The sequence below is a fragment of the Chryseobacterium sp. HNCC26DJ240 genome (genome assembly GCF_057180485.1).
In genome coordinates, this window is sequence record NZ_JBXUGK010000008.1 from 14,715 (window position 1) to 37,965 (window position 23,251).

Consider the following 23,251-nt stretch of genomic DNA (forward strand, 5'->3'; position numbering starts at 1 on the left):
ATTAACCCATAATTTTTTGTGGGTTAATTACTTAATATATCTAAATATGAATAAACTATTTATTTTATCAATTCTTTCTTTATTACTATTTTCTTGTACTCAAAATATATATCAACAAAAAAAACAATATATTAAATTCAAAAATCATGGGAGACATATTAGTATTAATCTGAAAGTTAATAAAAGTAGTATAGGAAATTTCTATTTTGATACAGCATCTGGGTGGTTTATAATAGATAGTACTTTTTACAAAAATCAGAGAATGTCTTTTAATCATTATTCTAAATCTGAAAATATAGGAACTGGAAATAGTCCTGAGAAAATGATTAGAATTCTAGATACGATTAAATTTTCTGTGAGTAATAATACATTTTTTTCAAAGTATAATATGATTCATAATCTGAAAAAATCTTTCGGCAAGAATATAGATGGGGTTGTTGGGTTTGGGAACTTTGGTAACATACCATTTGAAGTGGAATATATCGCACAAAAAATTATACTCGATGCTGAAGTAGATAATAGTTATCAAGAAATTCGGATAAAATATGATGGCTATTATATGTATCTTCCAATGGAATTAATGTTGAATAAAGGAACAGTTATAAAAGGAGATTTCTTAATCGATACTGGGTCTTACAAAACAATTTTGACAAGTCAATTTTCCAAAAATAAAGAGATTTTAAATAGTAAGAAAGTAATTTATAAAAATAATGGGGGAGTAAGCGGATTACATATGGGATATTCATTGTTTGCTTCCGAAGTAAAAATTGATAAATTTAAATTAATTGACCACCAAATAGATGTAAGTAATGACAGCATCGGAGCACTTTCAAAAAATAAAAATTACATCGGTATTCTTGGCAACGATATGTTAGATAATTTTGATATTATCTATCACCCTACCCAGAATAAAATTTGGATGAGGCCCAACAAAAACTTCAACAAACCTTCTGATTATTTATACAAATCTTTTATTTTAATTGAATCACAAGATAAAAACATAGGTTGGTCTGTTGGTAGTATATACGAAGAAAGTGATGCTTATATAAAAGGATTACGGCATAAAGATGAGATTATAGAAATCAACAATATTTCCGTCAAAAAGTTAAATATTGAAAAATTTGACCAAAAACTTAAACCCAACCAAAAATTGAAACTCAAAGTAAAACGAGGAAATAACTATTTTGAGATTGATACGTTTTTAAATATCTTTTTGAAGAAAAATGAGTAAAACAAAAATAATAGAGAATATTCAGATTCTACTCTACAAAGAAAATCCGTCTTTATTTGAAAAACTAAACTTTGAGGATGATAGAACTTTTTCAGAGCCTTTGTTGTTAACTTATTTTAATACTAATAAACATTGCGCTTTTCCAAAAGAAGTTTTAGAAGAAATAATGCAGGGGTATTTTGCAGAACAATTGCCTTTAAGAATCGAACATTCGTTTGACAAAAATGATATCGCTTACATACCCGAATTAGGGTACTACAATAAATTAGGTGAACAAATTCAAGAATGCTGTTTTATTAAAGACACGCAGATAGAAGTGCTTTGTAGGCCATTTGAATTGCTTGATGCGGTATTTGAATTAGCTTCCTCCGATAAAAATACTGAAGAAATAGAAATGAACTCTTCTTTATTAGAAAGATTTATGCCGAAAATAGAAGAAGCATTTAGTCTAATTAAAAAAAGCAGCTCATTACACTTTAAACTAATTGAAGAACATTGTAGGAGAGTTGTGTTGTTCAAAACAAATCCTAATATCACAAATTCATTTGCAACAATAAATGCCCAAGGAATGGTGTTTATTAATGTTTACCAAGAGGATTATAATGAAATATTCTTTATAGACGATATTGCTCATCAAACAGGACATGTTATAATGACTGCAACATTGTTTGAGCGGAAAAAATATTTTTTGATTGATGAGAATGAGAATATTGGTGAAATAACAAAAGACGAATCTGAGTATAGAAGTTTTTACATTTTGTTTCATGCACTTTATACATATTATACGACTCTATTGTGTTTGGATGATTGTTTAAAAAATGAAAGTCTTGATATAAAAAAGGTTCATGAAACAAAAGGCAGAATCGGATTTTATCTAATCAAATATAAATCAGATTTAACAAATTTTGAAAAAGTAATTAATTATTATCATTCTATTCAGAGCGTTTTGTCGCAAAAAGGAATAGATATATTTAAAAATATAGAATATAAATATTTTGAAATTTTAAATAAATACGGAAAAGAAGTTTCAAAATATAACTATAACAATCAGCCTTACAATTTCACGTACTCCAATTTCCTAGAGATAAACCCTTTAGATAATGCTTAAAAGAATCACTTTATTTACAACGATACTATTTTCCATTCAAAGTCAGTCACAAACAAAAACAGCAAAAGATAAAAAACAGCAGCAAAAGGAAATTATCCAAGAATACGTTAATAATTGTGCTAAGAATTACAATTATAACTTTCAAATGAAGGAATGGCAATTTTGTTTAGATCAAGGATTAAAAAAAGATTCAACAATTGCCTATCTGTGGCAACAAAAAGCAATGCCTTATTTCAAAATGAAAAAATATGAAATAGGTATGGAGTATATTGATAAAGCTGTTGACTATGATGCGCAAAGATGGCAAGCGTATAGAGCTTTTATAAAATGTATTTTTTATAAAACGTATAAAGATGCAATAAAGGATTTTGAAGAATGTGTTACAAAGTGGGGTAATAATTACGAAATGGATCATACTTACTCATTTTATATAGGGTTGTCTTATTTGCAATTAAATGAATTTGAAAAAGCAGAGCAATATTTGCAGCAAACGATTACAGAGCAAAGGAGAAAAATTAATGATGTTCACCATTTAGACTTGTTTTATTATGCTATCTCAAAATATGAATTAGGGAAATATGATGAAGCTGTCAAAATATTTGATGAAACTATCACAAAATATCCTGAATTTTCAGATGCAATTTATTACAAAGCAATATGCTTGTTAAGACAAAATAAACCGTCAGATGAAGTTCAAAATTTTATAAGCCAAGCAAAAGAATTTGCGAAAAAAGGATATACGATTAACGAAGATAATGTTGTTTATGAGCCTTATCCATATCAAGTAAAATGGTAATAATAGTTTTTTCCATACAAAGTATAAATAAGGATTTTATAAATTTAATATAAACACCTATGCAAAAATTATTTATTTTTCTCACATTTTTCATAGTAAAAGTATTTTTAGCTCAAATTACAGAAGCCGATTACATCTTCAAAAATGTGAATATCATCACCATGAAAGAAGACAGAGTTTTACAGAACAAAACCATCGTCATAAAAAATGGGAAAATAATTGAAATATCGGATAAAACCAATTATAAATCCAGGAACACAATCAATGCAAAAGGAAAATATTTAATGCCTTCATTGGCAGATGCTCATGTACATTTACCAGAAAATGATCAAGAATTGGAGAAAGTAATGAAGCTGAATCTAATAAATGGAGTTACCAAAATACGCTCAATGAGAGGTAATTGGAATGATGTTAATCGCAGAATTAAATATACTTATGAGAAAGATTATTATCCACGGTTATATTTATCACCTTCGCCTATTCACCGAAGTCATGAATTTTCCTTGTCAGATTTGGAAAATTATGTAAAGGCCTCAAAGGATTATGGGTTTGATTTTATCAAAATATTAAGCATTAAAGACCAATCTTTATTAAAGCAGTTAGATAGCCTTTGCAAAAAATATGATGTGAAAATTGCAGGACATTATCCTGAAAATTCAGATGGGTTTGGCTTTTCTGATGAGCTAGTTTACAATTCAAATTACAATTCTTTTGAACATCTTGGAGGGCTTATTGGTAACCCTGAAAGCTACGAAAACAGAGTCAAAAAAATCAAACAGAACAATATTTTTGTTTGTCCTACATTGCAATGGTATGCAATCGGTTATGGTCAGTATGGAATTGATGAAATGCTCAAGCAGAGAGGAATGGAATATATACCAACAGCAATAAAAACCGACTGGGCAGAAAAATCAAAAAATTACAGAGAAAAACTTGGAAAAGAAGGATTTGAAAAAGAAAAAAATGAATATGCAGTCGAAATGCAAGAGCGTTTAAGCGTGCTTAAGCAATTAAATGATGTAGGAGTAAACCTGCTTTTAAGCCCGGATAGCAGTTCTAAATTTATTGTTCCTGGTTTCGGAATGTTAGAAGAAATGAATTTATATAAAAAAGCGAATCTTTCAAATTTTGATATTTTAAAAAGTGCTACTACCAATTTTTCTTTGCTTTTCAATGAAAATTATGGAACAATCGATACAGGAAGAGACGCAGATTTTATCTTGTTATCACAAAATCCCTTACAAGATTTAAATGCACTTGAAAATATTGAAGCTGTATTTTATAACAAATTCTATTTAGGCAAAAAACAATTAAACGAAATCGCAAAATCCGTTTTTCCGAAATAGGGCTGCTAGATAGAAGAAAGAATGAAGAAACAGAAATTTCCTTTTTTTAGGCAGTTGGATTATCGTGATTGTGGTCCGACTTGTTTACGGATGATTGCCAAATTTTACGGTAAAACGTTTTCAAGAGAATTTTTACGTGATAAAGCAGGAATTACCCGAACAGGAGTAAATATGGCTGGGATAGCCGATGCAGCCGAGTCTATAGAAATGCGGACTCTTGGAATGCGTATTTCTTTGGAAAGTTTGGTTAATGAAGCACCTACTCCGTTTATTGTTCCTTGGAGACAAAAGCATTTTGTGGTTGTTTACAAAACATCCATAAATAAAATTCATCTAGCTGACCCGGCACAAGGGTTGTTAGAATATTCTCATCAAGAATTTTTAGAAGCTTGGACAAACACCTCCGATAATACAGGATTTGTTTTGTTGCTCGAGCCTAATACAAATTTTCATTTACAGGAAGAAGACAAATCAAAAAACAAAGGATTTTCATTTTTGATTCCCTATTTACTTCCTTACAAAAGAATAATACATCAACTTTTGTTAGGTTTAATTGTGGGAATTGTTATACAGTTTTCGCTTCCTTTTTTTGTGCAATCCGTTGTAGATATTGGAGTAAACAATCATGATATTTCGTTCATTTATCTTGTGCTTATTGCACAACTTGTGTTGTTTGTTACCCAAACTTTAGTCAGCATTTTTAGAGAATGGCTAATGTTGCATATTAATGGACGTTTCCACATAAAAATGGTATCCGATTTTTTATTTAAGATGCTTAAACTCCCTGTTAATTTTTTTGATACAAGAAATACGGGAGAACATTTGCAGAGAATTACGGATCATACCAGAATACAAAATTTTATATCTTCATCCTCTTTTGGTATGCTGTATTCTATTGTTTTGTTTGTGGTATTTGGTGTTGTATTAGGTTTTTATAATCTAAAAATATTTTTGGTTTTTATTATTGGTGCAATCTTTTACATAGGTTGGACATTTTTCTTTTTGAAGAAGAGAGCAGAAATTGATTTTAAAAATTTTGATCAAATGTCTCAAAGTCAAACCTCTTTAGTCCAAATTATAAATGGTGTAAAAGAAATAAAGGTAAATAATTCTCAAAGGAAAAATCGTTGGAAATGGGAACAGATTCAAATAAGCCTTTTTAAAATTTCAATGAGTGGACTAAAACTAACACAATATCAAAGTATTGGTTCTAATTTTATCAATGAACTAAAGAATATAATCATCACGTTTTTATCCGCAACTGCTGTTGTAAAGGGAGATATTACTTTGGGTATGATGCTTTCCATTCAATATATTGTAGGACAGTTGAATGCCCCTTTGGCTAGTTTTATAAGTTTCATTCAATTATGGCAGGATGCAAAAATAAGTCTGGAAAGATTATCCCAAGTTCATTCCATTGAAGATGAGGATAATCAAAAATTGGAAAAAATGAAAGAACTTCCGAATCAGAAAACTATTGTTATTAAAAATCTTAATTTCAGATACGGAAGTAAATCTTCTCCTTTGGTTTTAAAGAACTTGTCTCTGGAAATTCCTGAAGGAAAAACTACCGCAATAGTGGGCGCAAGTGGAAGTGGAAAAACAACGTTAATTAAACTTCTACTCAAATTTTACGAGCCAACGGAAGGAAGTATACATATTGGAACTACGGATTTGAAAAATATAAATAATGATTTTTGGAGATTAAATTGTGGCGCAGTTCTTCAAGAGACTTTTATATTTAACGATACTATTGCAGGAAATATCTCAGAATCTGAACAAAGTGAGATTATTGACAGAGAAAAATTAAAAATGGCTTCTTATGTTTCTAATATTGATGAATTTGTAGAAAGATTACCAAATAGATTTAATACAGAATTAGGAACTTCTGGTATTCGACTTAGTGGAGGACAAGAGCAACGATTAATGATCGCCCGTGCTGTTTACAAAAATCCATCTTATGTGTTTTTTGACGAAGCCACCAGTTCTTTAGATGCAAACAACGAAAAAAATATAATGGAAAAACTAAATAGTTTTATTCAGGGAAAAACATCTATAATTGTCGCACATCGTTTAAGCACAGTTAAAAATGCAGATAATATTATTGTTCTTGAAAATGGAAATATAGTTGAACAAGGAAACCACGAAAAACTAGCAGCTCAAAGAGGAAAATATTACGAATTGGTAAAAAATCAATTAGAACTAGGCAACTAAATGAATGAACAACAAGACGACTTAAAAATTTATAGTGAAGAGGTTAGTGATGTTCTTTCACACCCTCCAAAATCTATTTTTCTCTGGGGAAATACTATTTTATTTGGATTTTTTATTGTACTAACAATATTTTCCTGTATTATCAAATATCCCGAATTTATTCCTGCACCAATTTTGGTAACTTCTCAAAACCCGCCGGAGAAAATTGAAGCAAGAAGCAGCTCAAAGATTGAGAAAATTTTTATAAAAGACCATCAGAAAGTAAAAAAAGGAGATATTCTGTTTGTTCTGCAGTCCACGGCTAATTATTCGGATGTTTTGGAGCTTAAAAAATTGGTTGATTCTCTTTCTCCAAACGATTTACTTTCATTTCCACTTAGAAAAACATCACATTTTAAATTAGGTGAACTACAGGGTGATTACAATAACTTTTCAAAAGCATTTCAGGATGAAAGTTTATTTTCAAGATTGCAGCCTTATGCTCCTGAAAATTTAGCAGCCAACCAAAGTTTATCTGAATCGAAAGGCAGAATAGCTAACCTGCAACTTCAAAAAAAGCTGGAGCTCACAAAATATGAGCTTACAAACAAGAATTACCAGCGCTCACAGGAACTATACAATCAGGGTGTAATTTCTGCCATGGAAATGGAGAATGAGAAAATAAAATATCTTCAGGCTCAGCAGAATTTAGAAAATATCAATATTTCCATTTCTCAGACGCAGGAAAGTGTCTCAAATTTAAATAAAACAAAAAGCGGAACAACCATCAATTCAGAAAAGGACAAAATTAATTATTCTTCCCAAACACTGCAGTTGTTTGAGCAGTTAAGAAAATCTTTGAAGCAATGGGAACAAAGCTATCTCATTACTTCCTCTACAAATGGCGTAGCAAGTTTTCAGCAGTTTTTTGGAGAAAATCAGTTTGTAAAAGCGGGAGATCCTATTGTTTCAATTTTACCGGATCACACAGAGCAATTGGTAGGTCGGATGTCTGTTCCTGCAGCAAATACAGGAAAAATTATTCCTGGCGAAAAAGTTCTTATTAAGTTGGATAACTATCGTTTTCAGGAGTTTGGAATTGTAGAAGGAAAAGTAAAGAATATCTCACTGATTCCTGACGATAAAGGAAATTATTATGTCGATGTTATTCTTCCTAAAGGTCTGAAAACTTCGTATAACAAAACTCTTAAATTTGATAAGGAGTTACGCGGGAATGGCGAGATTGTAACAGAGGATCTGCGGTTGATTGAAAGGTTGTTCTATCAAATCAGGAAATTACTGGGAAGTAATTCATAAATCGCAACTTTTTTTGACAAATAACTTGTTTACAACCCATTTTTGAGATTGTTTTTAGAAAAAAATATTTAGATTAATGTGTTTATTGGAGCGTTAATCAATAAGATTCGTTACAAACAAATCTCTCAAAAAGTCACGAAAAAGTCATAAATTTGTCGCCAAATGAATATTTCAGCATACATTTTAGAATATCTGAAGAAGCACGGAAGCGTTACCGTTGCCGGATTTGGTGTTTTTTACCTCGAAAATTCGAAAGCAAAACTAGATCCTGAAAATGGCAGCATCCTTCCGCCATCCAGTCAGATTGGTTTTAAAGTAGATTATCTGGCAGAATCTGATGACCTCATCAATTATATTGCTTCAAAAAAGCAAACCAGTTTTGAGGCTTCAAAAAACGAACTGCAAATTCAGACCGATTTTTGGAAGAAAAAGCTTCAGGCAGACCATTCTCTTGAAATCCAAAACCTCGGACAAATCGAGCAGGGCGACAATGGGATTGCGTTTTTCGGTAAAAGATTAGCCTCAGATCATCCGGATTTTTATGGTTTGGAAGAAATCCGTTTTTCAGATATCAGCGATGGTGAAAAATTAATTGAAGCCAGCACAAAAGAAAAAGATTATAAATTCAGCAAATCTATTTTGTGGATTTTCCTTATCGCAATTCCTGTTGCAGGCTTGATTTATCTGGGAATTACACAAAAGGAACTGATTTTCGGTAATAAATCTTTCGACAGTCTTTCTGCACAGACCAAAACGAGACGAATAGAAAAAACAGTTCCCACAAAACTGGATTCTGCTCAACTAAAAATTTCGGATTCTATTAAAAGAGCCGCTTTCAAAGCAGATTCTCTGAAAATAGATTCTATCAGAAAGGACTCTATCCGCAAACATACACCAAGAAAATGGTATCCTAAAAAAAGAAAATCTAAATGGCAAAAATAAAAAAAGCGTCAGAATCTCTTACGGTAATGACGAATATCGTTCTTCCTAACGACACCAACCAACTGAGAAACCTTTTCGGTGGCGAGTTACTGGCAAGAATGGACAGATGTGCATCTATCTCCGCAACAAGACACTGCGAAAGGAGAGTGGTAACGGCATCTGTAAACCACGTATCTTTCGATCATCCAATCCCTGAAGGCGGAATTGTGGTGATGGAATCGAAAGTTTCCCGCGCTTTCGGAACTTCTATGGAGATTTATGTGGATGTTTGGTTGGATGATCCTATCAATCACAAGAAAATTCAAACCAACAAAGGGATTTACACTTTTGTGGCCGTGGATGAATTCAACAGACCCATCCCAATTCCGGATATGGAACCTGAAACCGAAATTGAAATAGAAAGACACGCTGCCGCTTTGCGAAGAAAAGAGCTTTCGCTGATTCTTTCAGGAAGAATGAAACCCACAGATTCTGTGGAACTGAAGAAATTATTTTCTGGAGAAATCGAATCATAAATAACAACGGAAGAATTTTTCTTCCGTTTATTTTTAAATGCAATCTGAGATCATGAGAATCTTACTTTTAGACAAAAACCACCCTTTAATTACCGAACAGCTTTTAGCCAAAAACTTTATTCTTGAAGAGGATTTTACGTCTTCCTACGATGAGGTTTGTGCGAAAATTGAAAACTATGATGGTGTCATCATTCGCAGTAGAATTCCTTTGGATAAAAACTTTCTTGATCACGGCAAAAATCTCAAATTCATCGCCAGAGTAGGAGCGGGGATGGAAAACATCGACATTCCTATAGCTGAAAAACTCGGCATTCAACTCATCAATTCACCCGAAGGAAACCGTGATTCTGTCGCCGAGCATGTTGTTGGAATGCTGTTGGTTTTAATGAACCGACTTTTCATTGCTTCCAATGAGGTAAAAAACGGAATCTGGCTTCGTGAAGAAAACCGTGGAGACGAACTTTTAGGCAAAACAGTCGGATTAATCGGCTACGGAAATATGGGAAAAGCGACAGCCAAAAGACTTTCAGGGTTTGGCTGTAAGGTAATCTTTCATGATATTCTTCCCAACCTTTCAGATGAATTTGCCACGCAGGTCAGTCTTGACGAACTGAAAAAAAGAGCTGAGGTTTTAAGTCTGCACATTCCATTGACCGACGAAACGCATTATCTGATTGATGAGAAATTTATTTCACAAATGAAAAATGATTTCTATTTCGTCAACACAGCCAGAGGTAAAAACGTTGAAACGAAATATTTAGTTGAAGCTTTGAAATCAGGAAAGGTAAAAGGCGCCTGCCTCGATGTTTTGGAATACGAAAAGGCTTCTTTTGAAAAATTAGAATCTGATAATGAAGATTTAGATTATCTTTTAAACTCTGAAAAAGCTATTGTCACTCCACACATCGCCGGCTGGACGCACCAAAGCAAAGAAAAACTGGCGCAGGTGATTGTGGATAAGATTGTGGCAGGGTTTTATAAGTGAGTCCTTTATAGCCAAAAGTAAATTTTCAAAATAGAGTTTAAAACTAAAAGACTTTTACTAAAACAAATTGTCCTTCTGTTCAATCTTTTCAAATGTGTTCTTATCGAAAGATTTTTTCTTTCGATTGAATTTGTACAGAATCTTTTGGTAGAATGAATTTCTTTTGGGATTAAATATTGATAATTTCGGAGCTTGTCTGTATAGATTTTTTGTGGATTTGAGTTTAGAAGTGTTTTAACAACAGTCTTCAATGTTTTATTCGTGCGTTTTCCTATATAAAAACTTACAACTTTCTTACTCACTTTTTCTATTGCATAAACAAGCCACTGAAGATTATTTTTACTTTTAATAAAAAGTCTCAATTCATCAGCTTCATATTCTTTATTTGTTGAAACGATGGGTTGCTGAATATTTTGAGCGATCAATAAAATTCTTTTTAGGAGTGTAGTTGTAGAAATTTTTAGAATTCTTGCGGTACTTCGGATGCCTATACTTTCTTTTGTAAATTGAATTATTTTTGAATCAATATTTTTTCTATAGGCTTGATAGGTGTAAAACAGCAGAAATCTCTTGCCACAATTCTTACAAATAAACTGCTGTTTTTTAGTTTTGGTAGTTCCGTTTTTGATAATGTTTTTCGAAAAGCAATTTTTACATTTTATCTCATCACTAACTCTGAAACACGAGGAATGATCTTCAGTCATTTAGATATGTTTTTTTCTGCTAAAATAAACAAGAGTAGGGAAATGCCTACTCTTGTTTTGATTATTAAATTTTAAATTAGTTTTAAAAATCAATGATTTACATTTTGGAAATGTTGTATCACTAACTCTGATACACTACCACATTGATCAATAAGGGAAACCAACACATCTGATACATTACCCACATTACCCTATTCATCAATAATAACTAATATGATCTTCTAATAACCAATAATTATCCTGTTGCTTCTTTGCTTTAAAAACGCGAGTAATAGGCTTCTCAGTATAATCTAGTTTTGCTTCAACATAAATGTAAGCTTCACTATGATTCTTGAAGTAAATTGGACTACAAGTAAGAACTTGTTTATTTTTTTCGAAAGGATCAATTTCGGTAGCAATGGATTTATCTTTCTTGTATTGTTTAATAATTTCATCAAGTTTAGAAGTATTGAATTCTTGATATAATTTAATCCGTCCTATTTCTTTTTCAACAGAATTTCTACTTTTAAGAAGAAATTCTCTTTCATTTTTCGAAAGGTTAATATTTAATTTTTCTACTGGATAATTAAATTTCATTGCTATTTGAGCATATATCATATACTCGTCTTTCAATATTTCTTGTGAAAAAAAATTGTTATAAAAAAAATAAAAAATAAAACTGTAATTGACTTCATGCTATTTCACTTTAAATTGATTTGGATCAGCTTTTGTTACAAAAGTTATTATTTTGATACGTGTATTTAATTCTTTTATTGCTTCTGGATTAATGTTGTATGGAACATAATTTAGTTCGAAATCATAACCGCGATATTCTGATATAGCTTCTCCCTCCGCTGCCGCACGAATCCATTCGTGTGGTCAGTCTTTAAAAGCCAAACATTCTAAAAACTAAAATGTTATCAATTCCACTGCTGGTAAGAGCGTCACGCTCGTAACTACTTCTTCAACATCTTCTCCGTCACCACAGCTTTTTCAGTCTTCACTTTCACATAATAAACTCCAGCAGTCAAAGCACCCATATTAATGTGTGCATTCGTATTCCCTAAGTTTCCTCTTAAAACACTTTGCCCAACAGAAGAATACACTTCGTAGCTTTCAAGTTTATTTTTGCTTTTAATGGTTAGGAAATCCTGAACTGGATTTGGATAAAACTGTAAACCAGCTTCTGCAGAAGTTTCTTCCACAGACATTGTAGAGCACGCTACGTTGGCAAGTTTAGCGAAGAAAAAATCTGTTTTTTGAGACCCAGCTGCATTGCTGATTGTGGGGACACCATCATTGGGATCTGTAAACAATTGCCCATTGATAAAACCACCCAACATAATATTGCCATCATTATCAGCAGCTATTGCGGTGAAATGTTCTTCCGATCCTCCGCTTCCCAAGACTTCGTGAGTTCCAGTAACAAGACCTGTAGTTTTATCAAATTTTACAACCAAAGGATCTGTACGCACATTTGTAGGTCGTATCATTGGAAAATTCCCCCAGGTTTCTCTTATGCTTCCTTTGGCAAAAAGAACTTCATTTCCTTTAATTACAATAGGCATACGGGCATTTTCAATAGCGACCTGAGTAGAACCATCAGATAGAGAAGTAGGATATGAACACCAAATGACATTGCTTGAAGTATTGCTTGTTCCTAATTTCATTACAAAACTTATAATTCCATTTAGAGGTGTTGAAAAAGTAAAGTCGCTACCAAAAGATATGGTATTATTTACTGTACCAAATTTTCCTGAAATGTAAATATCACTTGTAATTGGATCTTTTTTCAATCCTGTAAGAAACATAGCGCCAATCGGATTATTAACAGTCTGCTCACGTCTCCATAACTCTGCGAAAGTTGTGCTACTGAAAGCGAGCAAAAAACCGGAACCATCGATAGGAACATTATTATAAGAGAGAGCGCTACCGTTTGACCCACTGCCCTCTGTGTTTCTAGAGCCTGCAAGATAGTATCGACTGTTTGCTTCATCGTACATCCAACTCAGATAACCATTTCGAAAATTTGTTCTTCCAGTAATAGGAAGTAGAGATGGTGTTCCCAAAATATCTCCATTTGTATTGTATTTTACCAAATAATATTGAAAATTTTGACTTGAATTATAAGAACTTGGTACGGTTACCATTCCGTTTAAGTGAGTTCCGTAATTAAAGCCACAGATTACATGAATATTATTTTGTGAGTCCATAATTGGAGGGCTGAAATCCATTGGGCTATTCAATGCTAAGACGTCTCCCTGAAAATCTTTTCTCCATACTAAATTTCCATCAGCTGTATTATATTTTAGTAAAAAACCAGTTCTCAAAGCTTCCTGGGGATCCATAAAATTATTGCTTACAAGAGGAAGAACGTTATTGTCACCAAAACGAGGAGGTAAATATTGGTTGCTACTGACACTAGAGGTATTGCCAACACTAAAAGTCAAGTAAAGACCTCCATTGTTGTCTAAAAGAATTTTTTGAGTATTCTCAGATTGACCACCTCCGCCAATTGTTCTTTTCCAGCGAATATTCCCCATGCAGTCTGTTGAGAATACTACTATATCCTTAGATCCATAGTTGGTTACAGGCTGTCCATCTAAAAGTGGGTTGACGCTGTAAATAGCAGTAATGAAGTAGCTATTATTTTGGTTATCAACCGCTATATCTAAAATATGCTCATCATCTCCGTGATTAAATCCAATTTGGTTCAATCCATTGGATGCACCTCCTGTTTTTGCCCATTGATAGGTGTAAGTCTGGCTTTGATAAAGCAAAGAAAACAGCATAGCTGTAACTAAGTAAATGTTATTTTTCATAATAATATTTCAGTTGTGTCTTCCTATGACAGACTTATTTTTTGATAACCTTCTCCGTCACCACAGCCTTCTCTGTTTTTACTTTGACATAATAAACACCTGCTGTCAAAGCACTCATATTAATCTGAGCATTTGTATTCCCTAAATTTCCTCTTAAAACTGTTTGTCCAACAGAAGAATACACTTCGTAGCTTTCAAGTTTATTTTTGCTTTTAATCGTCAGAAAATCCTGAACGGGATTTGGATAAAACTGTAGTCCTGCCTCAACAGCGGTTTCTTCTACAGATAGTGCTGAACAAGTAGCAGAAGTTGCCAGTTTTGCAAAAAAGAAATCTGTTTTACTGCTTCCCGATGCATTGCTTATGGTTGCTACATTATCATTTGTTGCAGTAAACAGCTGTGAATTTATAAATCCACCCAACATAATATTGTTGTCAATATCTACAGCCACAGCTGTAAAATGATCCTCCTGACCATAGCTTCCCTGAACTTCATAAGTCCCATTGACTGCACCCGTATCTTTGTTGAATCTTACAAGCAAGGGGTCAGTTCTATCATTGGCAGGTCTTGTCATTGCATAATTCCCCCAAACTTCTCTTATACTTCCTTTGGCAAAAAGTATTTCATTACCATTAATTGCTATAGGCATTCGGGCGTTAACAATAAAAGCATCCAAACCTCCGTCTGATAAAGCAGTTAAATTATTACACCAAAGTACATTTCCTGAACTGCTAAGTTTCATTGCAAAACTAATCTGCCCAATGAGTGGTGTATTAAAGCTGTAAGTGCCGAAACTTGATAATGTTGGGTTGTAACCTCCTTTAAAAAATCTCCCTGAAATATAGATATCACTGGAAGTAGGGTCTTTTTTTAAACCAAAAATATAATCACTGGGTGAACCTGCAGTACCATTATTAATTTCTTTTCTCCACAATTCCGTCAAGTTGGTAGAGTTAATAGCTAAAACAAAAGCATTTTGGGTGATTGCTGTACTGTTGTATGAAAAGTTCAATCCGCTGCTCCCAGCAAAATTTCTAGATCCTGCTAAATAGTAAATATTACTTGTCTCATCTAAAATAAAATTTAAGTAACCGCCTTTAAAAGTGGTTGAGCCTGTTAGGGGAATCATTAAAGGTGTTCCAACAATATTTCCATTTGTATCATATTTCACCAGATAGTATTGAAAATTTTGACTTGAATTATAAGAACTTGGCACAGTCACCATTCCATTAAGATGAGTTCCAAATTGAAAACCACATATTACGTGAATATTATTTTGTGAGTCCATAATTGGTGGACTAAAATCCATACCAGAATTAAGTGCGGATACATCTCCCTGAAAATCTTTTCTCCAAACTAAATTTCCATCAGCTGTATTATATTTTAGTAAAAAACCAGATCTCAAAGCTTCCTGAGGATCCATAAAATTATTGCTTACTAAAGGCAGAACATTATTATCTCCAAAACGAGGGGGTAGATACTGACTACTACTAACACTGGAACCATTACCAACACCAAAAGTCAGATATAGACCGCCATTGTTATCCAGTACAATTTTTTGAGTATTTTCACTCATATTACCACCTCCGCCAATCGTTCTAGACCATCGAACATTTCCTTGACAGTCGGTTGAGAATAGTACAATATCTTTGGATCCGTAATTAGTAACAGGCTGACCATCCAATAGAGGGGCGCTGTCAAACATAGATGTTATGTAATAGCTATTATTCTGGTTATCAATCGCAATGTCCAAAATATGTTCATCCGTGGACTGTGTAAATCCTGCTCCGCTACTTCCATTGGTAGCACCACCTGTTTTCGCCCATTGGTAGGTGTAGGTTTGTGATATTAATAATTGCGTAGAAAATGAAAGAATAAAAAGTAAAGTAAATTTTTTCATGCTGGTTTGATTTGGTTAGTCCCGTAAAAATAAGTTTTTTCTTATTAAATTAAAACAGATGTTTAAGGAAATTTTAAAATTTTTCATCAAATATTGAAAAAAGATATAGAATGTTTAAATTATGCATGGAAAATAAATGTGATGAAGACAAAATACGTGCACTACGCCACCACACGATAGATAGAGCATTGTAGGCTATATTTTCGGTAATTTCATTTTAACAGCTGAAAACAGTTTTAATTTGCTGTACTGTTGCGTTAGTGATTATTAAACACGGAAAATCAGATTTGAAAATATTTTACTACAAATAGTGATTTATAATGAAAATTATTTTTAGATTTGAATTACCATTAACAATTAAAAAAACACACAATGGCACAAAGTAAAAACAACATCGTAACCCACGGATTGAGTGGGAAAGTGGGAGATCTTTTGGTATTCAGCCAAAGAAACGGAAAAACAATTGTTTCTAAAGCTCCGAAAGAAAGAACAGGTGAACTGAGCGAAAAGCAGCAAGCCCAAAAGCAGAAATTTCAAAAGGCGGTATTGTATGCGAAATCCGTTCTGAATGACCCGGATAAAAAGCAGATGTATGAAGCAATGTCTGATCAGTCAGAAGGGGTAAGTACTTACAATGTTGCAGTTGCAGATTTGCTCAATGCACCTAAAATTGAAAAAATCGATCTTTCGTCTTACACAGGAAATACTGGGGATCAGATTAAAATCACTGTAACAGACGATTTTGAAGTAATTTCAGTTTCAGTAAAAATCGAAAATGCAGATGGTTCGTTGGTTGAAGAAGGAAATGCCACAGATAATGGTGTAGAATGGGTGTACATTTCTACAGTATCTAATCCCGACCTCTCAGGAGATAAAATCACGGTTATTGCTTCAGATAACCCTGCCAACATGTCAGAAAAATCAGAAACACTATAACGGGTACAAAATATATTTTGGACGGAGGAACGACGGAGAGATGACGGAGCGATACCCAGCAAAATGTTTATGCCAAAATGACAAATCCGCTTCCCAACCGAAGCGGATTTCCTTTTCAATTATGTTAAATAATTCATAATTTACAAACCTCATTCAGTCATTCTTTTCAGTTTTATTAAATTGCCGTTCATTTTTTAATTTGGGTATGAGGAAGTTTAAATTGCTACTGGCGGCAACCGTCTTTTTGTTGAATATTTCATGTAAAAATAAATCCGAAAAGAAGGAGGCGCAGGCATACTCTTCCGAACTTCCCAATTATGGAAATGTCAATTTAGATGAGGTTTTCAGCAAAGAAGATTCTTACCTTTCCGGTAAAGATGCTACGATTCAATACATCAAAGGATATTACGACAAGGTTTGGGACAGAGGCAATCTGAGTGGCGGAATTCTGGTCGCCAAAGGAGACGAAATTCTCTTCGAAGGCTACAGAGGTTTTGCAAGAGAAGGAAATCAAAATCCCATCAATAAAGATACTCCGCTTCATGTAGCTTCCGTTTCAAAAACAATGACAGCGATGGCGGTTTTAAAATTAATTGAAGCCGGAAAACTAAAGCTGACGGATCATTTAACAGATCATTTCCCCGGTTTCCCTTACCCCAATGTGACCATACAGACTTTATTGGATCAAAGAAGCGGTCTCCCGAAATACGAATATTTCATCGATAAAATAAAACCTGCACCGGCGGAACTTTCCAAAAATTACATAACCAATCAGGATGTGCTGAATATGCTCATCAAATACAAACCCGAGCTGGCAAGAGATACCGACACCGGATTTATGTATTGCAATACCAACTACGCACTTCTGGCTTTGCTGATTGAAAAGGTGACCAAAACTTCTTTCCCGAAAGCGATGAAAGAAATGGTTTTCGCACCTTTAAAAATGCAGCATTCTTATATTTTTGAGGAGAAAGATATTCCTACCGCTTCGCAATCGTTCTATTTTGGCGGAAACAGGCTGTATCCTTTAGACCGTTTGGATTTAATTTATGGTGATAAAAATGTCTACACCACACCAAGAGATCTTTATAATTTTTCAAAAGCCTTATTTTCAAAAGATTTCCTAAAGCCTGAATTGAAAAACATGATTTTCGAACCGTACAGCAACGAAAAGGCCGGCCAAAACAATTACGGTTTAGGTTTCAGAATGAAAATTTTTGATAACGGTGAAAAACTGACCTACCACAACGGCTGGTGGCACGGTACAAACTCAGTCTTTGCCCATCTTCTCAAGTCTAAAGTAACCATTGTTGCTATCGGAAATAAGTATTCGGGAAGAGTGTATTCGGCGCTCGCTTTAGCCGGTCTTTTCGAAGATTTTCCACCTCAGAAAGACAAGCTGCATCACATAATGAATGAAAATCAGGACTCTCTGAAAACAGGAACTGAAGTTTTCGGAGAATAATGAGTATTTTTGCGCAAATATCTTCATGAAAAGAATTTTTTTAGTTTTAACGGTGCTGCTTCTTTTGCATTCCTGTGCAAGAGTCGGCTCGCCAATCGGTGGCTCTAAAGATACCATTGCGCCGAATATTATCGGTTCTAATATTGACTCTACAAGAATTAATGTTTCAAGAAATATTAAAGAATTAAGAATAGATTTTGACGAATACATCACGCTGAAAGACATCAATAAAAATCTGATTATTTCTCCGCCCATCAAAAGTATCAAGAGAATTCTTCCTGGCAATATTGCCAATACATCGCTGTTGATTCAATGGACAGATACTTTGCAGGCCAATACCACCTACAATTTCAATTTTGGGAATTCTATTGCAGATAATAATGAATCTAATATTCTGCGATACTACAATTTTGCGTTCTCTACAGGCGATAAGCTAGATGATTTCTACATTTCCGGTGAGGTAAAAGACGGAATGGCCATCAGGAAAGTAGCAACTTCCGAAAACAAAAAAGTGGTAGGGCTGTATAAAGTTTCAGATACCATCAACTACCGCGAAAAGCCATACTACATCACAAGAGTGGATGACGACGGTTATTATGAACTGAATTATATCTCACCAGGCAAGTATAAGATTATTGCTTTCGAAGATGAAAATACCAATTCTGTCTACGATCCCGGAAAAGAGAAAATTGCTTTCCAGAAAGAAGATGTAAATGTAGAAAAATCTATTTCCGGTTTAAATTTAAGATTATATCCTTCCAAAAAACCGGTCAAATATATTGAGATGAAAGAAATGCCCGGCGGAGTTCTGATGACTTTTGAAGGAAATCCTGAGTCTGTAAAAGTAAATCCTTTAAATGAAAAACTTACAGATTTTAAAGTTATTCATAAACCAAAATCTGATACCGTAAAAATCTGGTTTGATGCGGTAAAAAGTGATATTGGGCAAACGACGAATGAAAACCTGAAATTTACTTATGATGCAGGCGTTATTAAAGATTCACTTTTTAATGCTTCGCTGTTTTACAAGTACAATACGAAGAATAAAATGTCCTTAGAAAACGGTATCGGTGGTAATCTTCTGCCACCGAAGACTGATTTTAAAATTACTTCAAATTATATCGTTGATAAAATTCAACCTGAAAAATGGATATTGAAAACGGACAGTATTTCGCAAAACTTCACGGCAAGAATTTCTGAAACCAATCCTTACGAAATTCTGATTAAGTCTGATTTTAAAGAAGGTAAAAAATATTCACTTACCGTTCCTAAGACGACCGTTTTATCTTATTATGAAAAGAATGCAGATTCTAAAAGATTTGACTTTGAAGCAGATAAAGTAGAGAATTACGGAAGTCTCACATTTAAACTGACCAATGCTCCTACTACAAAATACTGGATCCAGCTTTTGGATTCAGGCGAAAAGGTGATTTATCAGAAATATACCTCGGGCTCTGAGGTGAAGTTTGATATCGTAAAATCCGCAGAATATATCGTAAGAATTTTGGTTGACAATAATGAAAACGGATTCTGGGATCCTGCCGATTTCAAAAACGAAACTTTTGCAGAAGATGCTTTTGTTTATTACAAACTGGCTCTGTCCCGACCTCTCTGGGATTCTATAGAAAACTGGGATCTGAAAGATACCAAAACTCTGGATTTGGAAGCTATAAAACCGAAGACACCTGAGCCGAGCGAGCAACAGAAAAATACAACAAATCCTCTAAATCAAAATGGACTTTTGCAGGATAACAACAATATGAATCTTCAAAACAGAAGATAATGAAGACTGCAAAAAAAGTTTTCTTTTGGGCTTTGGTAGGTTTTGTATTGATTCAATTTATTCCGGTGAATAAAATCAATAAGCCGGTTGATCAAAAACTTAATTTTGTGACGGCTCAAAATACACCTTCCGAAATTGCCGTACTGATTAAAAATGCCTGTTACGACTGTCATTCAGACGAAACGGTTTATCCTAAATATGCTCAGATTGCACCGATTTCATGGTCAATAAAATCGCACATCAATGACGGCAGAAGACACCTCAATTTCTCAGTCTGGAAATCCTACAATGCAGATTTGAAAAAGAGTATGCTTGAGAAATCCGTTCAGACCATTCAAAACAAAACAATGCCTCTTCCCGGATATACTGTATACCATGAAGAGGCAAAATTTACGACAGCACAGCAGACTGTACTTACCAATTATTTTGAATCCGTTCTGAAATCCGGTAAGTTTTAATTAAAAGTTTTGATGTATGTCTCAAGAAATTTTTTCTGAGAATCAAAAGCGATATCATCAAGCTTGATTTCATTTAAAGTAATCCAGACTGTGTCAGAAATTTCAGAGATTTCCAGATCGACTTCAAACTTTTCTTTTACTGTGTATTCAAAGAAAAGATCAATTGTGTTGTAATCAATTTCTTTGTATTGATAAACGTTCGGGAGGCTTGCCAAATACTTTAGGTTTGAAACTTCAATAGTAAGTTTCAATTCTTCATACAATTCTCTTTTACAGGTGTTTTCGGCAGATTCTTTAGGGTCGATAAATCCACCGGCCATATCCAGTTTTCCCTTTTTCGGATCCTGATTTCTCTTTGTAAGAAATATTTCATCTCCGCAACGGATAACTACAGCAACAGCACCTGCAACATTATGGTAAAGAACGAAGCTGCATTGTGTGCAGCTCCATTTTTTTTCCTGATTCCAAGTGAATGTTTCTTTGCCACAACTCGGGCAGAAATTTAAGTTTTTCATTGTGCAATATTAGCATTTCTAGGATGATAATTCAAAATCACATCCCTTAATTCTTCATTTTTCAAATGCGTATACACTTCAGTTGTCGTGATGCTCGAATGTCCCAGCATTTCCTGTATAAACCTAAGATCGGCCCCATTCTGAAGCAAGTGTGTAGCAAAAGAATGTCTGAATGTGTGAGGTGAAATTTTCTTACTCACTCCCGCTTTATCTGTCAATTCTTTAATAATCAAAAATACAATCACTCTCGACATTGAAGTGCCACGGCTGTTCAGAAACAGAGTGTCTTCATGTTTTTTAGCCACTTTGTATCCAGATCTTACATCGTAGATATAATCTTTGATGAGATCTGCGGTATAATGAGCCAGAGGAACGAATCTCGTTTTGTCTCCTTTACCGTTTATTTTAATATAATTTTCTTTAAAATTGATATTCGAGATTTTAATATCAATCAGTTCGGAGACACGAAGTCCGCATCCGTACAAAACTTCAATGATGCAATGATTTCTTTTTCCTGTTTTGGACGAAATTTCAATTGCCCCGATGATTTTGTTGATGTCTGTAAGGCTCAAAGTGTCGGGTAGATAAAGTCCAAGTTTTGGACCTTCCAAAAGAGCTGAAGGGTTGTCGTCTCTCACTTCGTCTTCAAGTAAATACCTGAAAAATGCTTTGATTGATGATATCCATCTCGCCTGTGATCTCTCACTGAATTTTTGCTTGCTGAGTCTGAAAATGTATTCCTGCAGATTTTCGTAGCTGATTCTGTCAGGTCCTGTATTTTCCAAAGATTCTTCAGAATAATCTTTTAATTTTTTGATGTCGCGAACGTAAGCATCGAGTGTGTTTTCTGAAAAATTTCTTTCAAAACGAAGAAATATTTCAAAATCCTTAATTTTTTCTTCCCAAGTCATTTGTGTGTTTTTTAATTGTTTTTTTTTAATTTAAATCATCTTCATTTACCTGTATTATTTCAATATTATGATTTTTTAAAAACGCAATTCCCTCATCATCTGAGTATGCGTTGATGTACACCAGTTTCTCAATTCCGGCCTGTAAAATCAGCTTGCTGCATTCTTTACAAGGCGAGAGTGTGAGGTAAAGTGTAGAGCCCTTTGCAGATTGTGTAGACCCTGCGAGTTTCAGGATGGCATTGGCTTCCGCATGTAATACGTACCAATGGGTTTGCCCGTTCCCGTCTTCGCAGCAGTTTTCAAATCCGGATGGCGTCCCGTTGTAGCCATCAGAGATAATCATTCTGTCTTTCACAATGATTGCTCCTACCTGTTTTCTTTTACAGTAAGAAAGTTTTGCCCATTCCTGAGCCATTTTTAGATAAGCTTTATCAAACTTACTGTACATCTGCATCATTTTTTGAAATAATTAGTAACGCTAAGCTTAAAAGTTGGGTTTTCTTTTTTCAAGAAAAGCGGTTACGCCTTCTTTTTTGTCTTCCAACTCAAAAACTTCTCCGAAATATTGAATTTCGGTATCAAATCCTCTGTCTGTATCTGAAAGATTTACCGCGCTTATCGCCTTTGCAATCGCCATTGGCGAGTTGTTGGCAATAGTTGCTGCAAGTTCTTTCGCTTTATTTAATAATTCTTCAATGGTATAAACCTCATTCACAAGGCCAATTTCTTTGGCTCTCTGTGCTGTAATCATTTTTGCAGAAAAAATCATTTCGTTTGCCAATCCTTTTCCTACTAATTTTGGAAGTCTCTGTGTTCCTCCATAACCTGGAATTAAACCTAAAGTCACCTCCGGAAGCCCAAGTTTTGCATTTTCTGATGCATATCTGATGTGGCAGGCCATCGCAAGTTCCAAGCCACCTCCAAGTGCAAAACCATTTACTGCAGCAATGACAGGTTTTGAAAGGTTTTCTATTTTATTAAAAAGCAAATTGTGACCGTTTCTCGCTAATTCTTCTGCTTCTTTTTGTCTAAAATCTGTGAATTCTTTAATGTCAGCACCTGCAACGAAAGACTTTTCGCCACTTCCTGTAATAATAATAACACGCACATCGGCATCTTTATTAAGGCTTTCAAATGCTTCGCTTAATTCGTGAATTGTTTTGGCATTCAGTGCGTTAAGGCTCGCTGGTCTGTTGATTGTGATTACAGATATTTTATCTTCTTTACTTATAAGGATGTTTTCAAACTCCATTTTGGCTTAATCATTTATGAATACGCAAATTATAAATTTTTTTAATAAAAAAGTGGAAAAATGTAATTTTTTTCCACTTTTAACAGTTTATTT

21 protein-coding genes are annotated in these 23,251 nt (G+C 33.9%); 13 read left to right on the forward strand and 8 right to left on the reverse strand.

The window, feature by feature from the left end; genetic code table 11:
- The first annotated feature begins 46 nt into the window (after positions 1 to 46).
- From AC2A1G_RS16170 to AC2A1G_RS16210, 9 genes are all read left to right on the forward strand, one after another.
- On the forward strand, positions 47 to 1,231 hold the full coding sequence (locus AC2A1G_RS16170) for a PDZ domain-containing protein (protein WP_484047940.1): 1,185 nt from the start codon (positions 47 to 49) through the stop codon (positions 1,229 to 1,231).
- Positions 1,224 to 2,339 carry a hypothetical protein gene (locus AC2A1G_RS16175; protein ID WP_484047941.1) on the forward strand — a complete coding sequence of 372 codons (1,116 nt, stop codon included), beginning with the start codon at positions 1,224 to 1,226 and terminating at the stop codon, positions 2,337 to 2,339. The genes AC2A1G_RS16170 and AC2A1G_RS16175 overlap by 8 nt, the downstream gene beginning before the upstream one ends.
- Positions 2,332 to 3,135 carry a tetratricopeptide repeat protein gene (locus tag AC2A1G_RS16180; RefSeq protein ID WP_484047942.1) on the forward strand — a complete coding sequence of 268 codons (804 nt, stop codon included), beginning with the start codon at positions 2,332 to 2,334 and terminating at the stop codon, positions 3,133 to 3,135. Before AC2A1G_RS16175 ends, AC2A1G_RS16180 begins: the two co-directional genes overlap by 8 nt.
- A gap of 284 nt (positions 3,136 to 3,419) precedes the next feature.
- Complete coding sequence (locus tag AC2A1G_RS16185; protein ID WP_484047943.1) at positions 3,420 to 4,481, forward strand: amidohydrolase family protein; 1,062 nt, start codon at positions 3,420 to 3,422, stop codon at positions 4,479 to 4,481.
- A gap of 21 nt (positions 4,482 to 4,502) precedes the next feature.
- Positions 4,503 to 6,695: a peptidase domain-containing ABC transporter gene (locus AC2A1G_RS16190; protein WP_484047944.1), complete on the forward strand. Its 2,193-nt coding sequence runs from the start codon at positions 4,503 to 4,505 to the stop codon at positions 6,693 to 6,695.
- Positions 6,696 to 7,991 (forward strand): HlyD family secretion protein, encoded by a 1,296-nt coding sequence (locus AC2A1G_RS16195; RefSeq protein WP_484047945.1) that lies wholly within the window; start codon positions 6,696 to 6,698, stop codon positions 7,989 to 7,991.
- A 162-nt stretch (positions 7,992 to 8,153) separates the two neighbouring features.
- Positions 8,154 to 8,933, forward strand: coding sequence for an HU domain-containing protein (locus AC2A1G_RS16200; protein WP_484047946.1), 780 nt, complete (start codon positions 8,154 to 8,156; stop codon positions 8,931 to 8,933).
- Positions 8,921 to 9,448, forward strand: a complete 528-nt coding sequence (locus AC2A1G_RS16205; RefSeq protein WP_484047947.1) for an acyl-CoA thioesterase — start codon at positions 8,921 to 8,923, stop codon at positions 9,446 to 9,448. The genes AC2A1G_RS16200 and AC2A1G_RS16205 overlap by 13 nt, the downstream gene beginning before the upstream one ends.
- 52 nt (positions 9,449 to 9,500) lie before the next feature.
- A complete protein-coding gene (locus tag AC2A1G_RS16210) occupies positions 9,501 to 10,433 on the forward strand; it encodes a 2-hydroxyacid dehydrogenase (RefSeq protein WP_484047948.1) in 933 nt (310 codons plus the stop codon).
- Between the two features lie 5 nt (positions 10,434 to 10,438).
- On the opposite strand, the gene AC2A1G_RS16215 is transcribed toward AC2A1G_RS16210, so the two are convergent.
- The 4 genes from AC2A1G_RS16215 to AC2A1G_RS16230 all read right to left on the reverse strand — a co-directional run bounded on the left by AC2A1G_RS16215 (position 10,439) and on the right by AC2A1G_RS16230 (position 15,838).
- Positions 10,439 to 11,137 carry an IS1 family transposase gene (locus AC2A1G_RS16215; RefSeq protein ID WP_484047949.1) on the reverse strand — a complete coding sequence of 233 codons (699 nt, stop codon included), beginning with the start codon at positions 11,135 to 11,137 and terminating at the stop codon, positions 10,439 to 10,441.
- 198 nt (positions 11,138 to 11,335) lie between these two features.
- Positions 11,336 to 11,749, reverse strand: coding sequence for a hypothetical protein (locus AC2A1G_RS16220; protein ID WP_484047950.1), 414 nt, complete (start codon positions 11,747 to 11,749; stop codon positions 11,336 to 11,338).
- A 323-nt stretch (positions 11,750 to 12,072) separates the two neighbouring features.
- Positions 12,073 to 13,938, reverse strand: coding sequence for a T9SS type A sorting domain-containing protein (locus AC2A1G_RS16225; protein ID WP_484047951.1), 1,866 nt, complete (start codon positions 13,936 to 13,938; stop codon positions 12,073 to 12,075).
- A 34-nt stretch (positions 13,939 to 13,972) separates the two neighbouring features.
- A complete protein-coding gene (locus tag AC2A1G_RS16230; RefSeq protein WP_484047952.1) occupies positions 13,973 to 15,838 on the reverse strand; it encodes a T9SS type A sorting domain-containing protein in 1,866 nt (621 codons plus the stop codon).
- A 372-nt stretch (positions 15,839 to 16,210) separates the two neighbouring features.
- Here AC2A1G_RS16230 and AC2A1G_RS16235 point away from each other — a divergent pair, with 372 nt between their 5' ends.
- The 4 genes from AC2A1G_RS16235 to AC2A1G_RS16250 all read left to right on the forward strand — a co-directional run bounded on the left by AC2A1G_RS16235 (position 16,211) and on the right by AC2A1G_RS16250 (position 20,480).
- The gene (locus AC2A1G_RS16235) at positions 16,211 to 16,774 is read left to right on the forward strand and encodes a hypothetical protein (protein ID WP_484047953.1); all 564 of its coding nucleotides are present in this window, start codon (positions 16,211 to 16,213) and stop codon (positions 16,772 to 16,774) included.
- 205 nt (positions 16,775 to 16,979) lie between these two features.
- Positions 16,980 to 18,239 (forward strand): serine hydrolase domain-containing protein, encoded by a 1,260-nt coding sequence (locus AC2A1G_RS16240; RefSeq protein ID WP_484047954.1) that lies wholly within the window; start codon positions 16,980 to 16,982, stop codon positions 18,237 to 18,239.
- A 25-nt stretch (positions 18,240 to 18,264) separates the two neighbouring features.
- Positions 18,265 to 20,022: an Ig-like domain-containing domain gene (locus tag AC2A1G_RS16245; RefSeq protein WP_484047955.1), complete on the forward strand. Its 1,758-nt coding sequence runs from the start codon at positions 18,265 to 18,267 to the stop codon at positions 20,020 to 20,022.
- Positions 20,022 to 20,480 (forward strand): heme-binding domain-containing protein, encoded by a 459-nt coding sequence (locus AC2A1G_RS16250; RefSeq protein ID WP_484047956.1) that lies wholly within the window; start codon positions 20,022 to 20,024, stop codon positions 20,478 to 20,480. The genes AC2A1G_RS16245 and AC2A1G_RS16250 overlap by 1 nt, the downstream gene beginning before the upstream one ends.
- On the opposite strand, the gene AC2A1G_RS16255 is transcribed toward AC2A1G_RS16250, so the two are convergent.
- From AC2A1G_RS16255 to AC2A1G_RS16270, 4 genes are read right to left on the reverse strand one after another with little or no spacing between them, the layout of a single operon-like run.
- On the reverse strand, positions 20,477 to 20,995 hold the full coding sequence (locus tag AC2A1G_RS16255) for an NUDIX hydrolase (RefSeq protein ID WP_484047957.1): 519 nt from the start codon (positions 20,993 to 20,995) through the stop codon (positions 20,477 to 20,479). The genes AC2A1G_RS16250 and AC2A1G_RS16255 overlap by 4 nt on opposite strands.
- Entirely contained in the window at positions 20,992 to 21,906 is a 915-nt protein-coding gene (gene xerD, locus AC2A1G_RS16260) for a site-specific tyrosine recombinase XerD (RefSeq protein WP_484047958.1), read from the reverse strand. The genes AC2A1G_RS16255 and xerD overlap by 4 nt, the downstream gene beginning before the upstream one ends.
- Before the next feature lie 25 nt (positions 21,907 to 21,931).
- Positions 21,932 to 22,360 (reverse strand): deoxycytidylate deaminase, encoded by a 429-nt coding sequence (locus AC2A1G_RS16265; RefSeq protein ID WP_484048219.1) that lies wholly within the window; start codon positions 22,358 to 22,360, stop codon positions 21,932 to 21,934.
- Between the two features lie 30 nt (positions 22,361 to 22,390).
- Positions 22,391 to 23,158, reverse strand: coding sequence for an enoyl-CoA hydratase-related protein (locus tag AC2A1G_RS16270; protein WP_484047959.1), 768 nt, complete (start codon positions 23,156 to 23,158; stop codon positions 22,391 to 22,393).
- Between the last annotated feature and the right edge of the window lie 93 nt (positions 23,159 to 23,251).